This is a genomic window from Sinomicrobium pectinilyticum (assembly GCF_003725735.1).
GTDB lineage: Bacteria > Bacteroidota > Bacteroidia > Flavobacteriales > Flavobacteriaceae > Sinomicrobium > Sinomicrobium pectinilyticum.
The window spans coordinates 1-4087 of sequence record NZ_RJTM01000174.1 but is presented as its reverse complement, the minus strand read 5'-3'; the positions used below and the strand labels follow the sequence as shown (position 1 = coordinate 4087).

The 4087-nt window shown below is 40.7% G+C and carries 3 protein-coding genes; 2 read left to right on the top strand and 1 reads right to left on the bottom strand.

The features are described from left to right. Positions 1-489 precede the first annotated feature (489 nt). Both ED312_RS21810 and ED312_RS21805 read left to right on the top strand, forming a co-directional pair. Positions 490-1827 (top strand): M12 family metallopeptidase, encoded by a 1338-nt coding sequence (locus ED312_RS21810; RefSeq protein WP_123218140.1) that lies wholly within the window; start codon positions 490-492, stop codon positions 1825-1827. 599 nt (positions 1828-2426) lie between these two features. Next, positions 2427-3581, top strand: a complete 1155-nt coding sequence (locus ED312_RS21805) for a peptide-N-glycosidase F-related protein (protein WP_170164597.1) — start codon at positions 2427-2429, stop codon at positions 3579-3581. Positions 3582-3865: 284 nt separating this feature from the next. On the opposite strand, the gene ED312_RS23975 is transcribed toward ED312_RS21805, so the two are convergent. Beyond that, positions 3866-4087 (bottom strand): hypothetical protein (locus ED312_RS23975; RefSeq protein ID WP_170164596.1); only part of this gene is annotated, 222 nt, incomplete at its 5' end.

Genomic DNA, 4087 nt, shown 5'->3' with positions numbered 1-4087 from the left:
ACAGATTTTTCATTTCCGGAAAAATAGGGTTATGAGTAAAGCTCAGGAAATTAAAGATACCTCTTCTCAGAAGACTTCCAAAATGGTATTCCGGTTGTTTTTTGCGTTTTTAGGATAAAACTTTGCGAAAACCGGATAAAAACTAGGAAAACATTATGAATATATTTGGTCTTTAACATTACGTCGCTGTATAACATACGTATTTTCTAAAAAAAAACAGCATTTATGTGATCCTGTAAATAGAATTACAACTATTACTATAATCTACCTCCTTTTAATTTCAGTGATTTTCATAGGTGAAAACCTGTATTATGAAGTATGAAATCTATCCGTTTAACGGTCCCGGGAAACATTTTTATCTATGGATAAGCATGTTCCTTTATGCTTTTTATTTGGGTATAATCGCTTATATACTGTTATTAAAACGTGTAGTGACACATAATTGTTTGGACTGTCCGGAACTTATTAACCTTTTAAATAAACAATCCTATGAAAACACCAAATCGAAAACTATGGAAAAGGGCATTATTTATGCTTTTGATATCTGTATCCATTCAGGTTTTAACAAGCTGCTCCAAAGAAGAAGAGAGTTCGGAGCCTTTAACAGAAATAGAGTCCAAAGAACCTGACATGCCCCAAGAGGAAATGCCGGTAGAAGAGGCATTCCCGGGGTATATCGGGGAGGTTGAAACCATATCTTATCTCGGTCAAAAATTCAATGCTTCAAAACATGGAGATCACTACATTCTCGAGGGGGATGTCCTGCTCGCCGAGGATGAGTTGAATAAGAATTTTCATGCCGCCGGGATAGAAACCGGTAATGACTACAGGTGGACCGATAATGTGGTATACTACACCATTAATCCCCGCCTTCCGGACCAGGACAGGGTAACCAGCGCTATTGCACATTGGGAAAACAATACTAACCTTAGGTTTGTGGAACGTACCGACGAAGAAGATTATATAGAGTTCATTGCCGGTAGCGGATGTTATTCGACATCTATTGGAAAAAAGGGGGGAAGACAGTTTATAGGCCTGTCATCACGCTGTAGTACCGGAAATACCATACATGAAATAGGACATGCTGTTGGTTTTTTTCATGAGCAGACCCGGGAAGACAGGGATAATCATATCATTATTCATTGGGATAATATTCAAGAAGGACGCACAAACAATTTTCAAAGATACTCAACCAGGACAGAAACAGGCCGTGATATCGGGAATTTTGATTTTGGTTCCATTATGATGTACCCTTCTACTGCCTTTTCCATAGATCGCAGTCGTTTTGCAACCATAACGAGGATAGACAGCACTGTTTTCGCAGCGCAGCGCAACGGATTATCCGAAACCGATATAGAAGGGGCCGATTTTCTGTATCCCCGCAGGGAAATCAGGATAAATTCGGGTAGTACAACTTCGTATACCGATGACGAAGGAGAGATACATAAACCAGATATATATTATACCGACGGAGAGGTAGACAGCACTACCAGCGCCATTGCCAATACAATCAGTGATTCGCTGTTTCAATCATACAGATCTGGTAATAGTTTTAGTTACAGCATCATTGTTCCGAATCGTACATACCAGGTGCAGTTAAAATTCATGGAACCCTCTCATAATGCTTCGGAATTACGCGTATTTGACGTCAGGGCCGAAGGGGAGATTCAAATCGATGACCTGGATATCTATGCGAGTACCGGCGAAAGGTTTCATGCTATCGAAAGAAGTTTTACCGTTGAGGTCAGCGATGGTTATCTCGACCTGGAATTTGAGGCCGGTACAGGTGATGCCATAGTTAGTGGAATTGTAATATTGCAGCAGTAATATTCGAAGTTGGCTATTATGACAAAATCATAATATTTATAAAGGAAGCTAACCATGGATCAGCGTAAATTACCTGACACGTCAAAAAATAGTTCCGCCCGCAGGACAGGGCCGTACTAAAAATTTAGGACGGTCCCCATTTGGGCAGAAAAAGTCATCCAGCAACACCGTCGGGGAAATCCGCTGTTACCGGATCATTAAATAAGTAAATTGTTTGCTAATGGCACGGGGTGTTGAATGTATGGCATGTGGGGTGACCGATTCCTGCTCGGGATCATCATTTTTCCTTCCGAAGCACAGCGAATCAAGCTTTAAATAATGTATGCTGATGAGGCAACATAGCCAGTCAACCACAACCCCGACAGGAACGGGAAAAATAGGGATATCCCCATGATCTTAGCTTTTTTCAACCTTTATCTTTGGTAAACAATTCCTTATATAACCAGGCAGTTAAACCAAAGCTTAATCATATTTCTTGGGCAAATATCTGATCTTTCATGAAAAGAATCCAAATGCGAAAAGAAGTGCATTTTTAAGATCAGGAAATCTTATGACAAAAAGAATTTAAACAATCAACATTAATGTATAAAAAGAGTATTATGAAAAGACTACTTATTGTTACTATTACCGCAGTTACCCTCTGCCTTTCTTGCCAACATTTGGAATTTGTACCGGGAGAAAATTCCGAGGATACAGAAGAAACCCGAAAACCTCTGGAGATTACACCAAACTCCTTGCAGATAGCGTACAACGAAGGTTTCTACGGAATCTATACTTCCGAAGAACAATGGGGAGAATGTACGGTGCTTTCGCCGAATACCGTGAGAATTGACCAGGTCAACTACATCCGGAAACTTACGAATGAGGAAAAGAACCAGATCGGCGATTCCATTTCCTTCCGTATCGAATTGTATGCGGCTTATGATGAGTGGGATCGGAATGCAAATTCCTGGTATTTTAAGGTCCCGAAAGGTACCACTATTACATCGAAAGAAGATTTGGAAGGTATCGGTAAATTTCCGCTGATCATTTATACCACCCCATATTTCCACCATGAAAACGAGTTCAACCACATTACCTATGAGCGGAATATCAGTGCCTATGCGCAAGACCTGCGGGACCCCGAATCGGATATCTACATCCAGTACGAGGTTGAGTCAAATCCGCAGAAGTTCTTCTCCGATACGATTCCATATTGCGATCAGCCGGGTTTCCGGGCGGATATTTTCATTGATACGAAAGATAAAGGTACCATCCCGAATACGGTGACAAATGTCTATGTACCGTTGATCAGTCGTAATCTGGAGGAAGGAGAAGAGGTGTTCAGCACGAGCTTTAAACTGGGTGAAGACATCGAAGACGCCTACATTTGGTATACCTCCAGCGGACACGGCAGTAAAGAAGAAGCACGTACACGGCAGCACCTGGTTTCAATAGACGACAAGGAGGTTGCCAATTTTGATTCGAAGATAGCTTGCACACCTTATGAATATTACGATGAGATCAATCCCTGGGGGAGGAAATGTCCTGGCTGCACCTGGCGTTACCCGACAAGGAACTGGTGCCAAGGAGGTGAGATTGAACCCCGGATTCTCAAGCTCGGTAGCTTAGCGAAAGGTACGCATACATTTACATTGGACACAAAACAAATGAACGATGAAGGTGTTAACAAGGGGATCAACACGGTTACCCCGATTGCGGGCTACCTTAGCACCAACGCGGTAATTATTGGCCGAAAAAAAAGTACGAAATAATTTTTTATTGAGTTATACGTTCAAGTTCATTATTTGATGCTGAAAAATGGGATTATAGTAAAGCATTCTGAGTAAGGCCTTATGAAAGATGGTTGGTTTGAAGTGCGAACGGTTAATTCGATATGAAAACTCATCAAGGTACTTTTTCATATATGTGAACCCATTAACAATCCCTAATTGGTATAGGACCTAAAAATCGCCTGACATATGCTCAGGCGATTTTTAGGTATAATTTAATCTAAATGCTGCTTGGTACGGCACGACGGAGTCCACGCATTGGAAAACTATGGTTTCGGAACAAACTTATAACGTATTGTACCCCAGAAGATATATTCTTCTTCCTGAATTAAATCTGAAGGTGCATCAATAACAACAGGAAAGATATCTTCCTCCGTAATTATTCCAAAATCATTACTTTTTTCATAGACCACTTCATTATTGTCTTTATCCGTAACAATAAGGTAGGCAAGGTATTTTTTAAACAAGTACAATCCCTCATTATCGTC

Bases quoted from the DNA above. Each gene is read 5' to 3' on its own strand.
- ED312_RS21805 (WP_170164597.1), top strand. From the start codon at position 2,427: ATGAAAAGACTACTTATTGTTACTATTACCGCAGTTACCCTCTGCCTT.
- ED312_RS21810 (WP_123218140.1), top strand. From the start codon at position 490: ATGAAAACACCAAATCGAAAACTATGGAAAAGGGCATTATTTATGCTT.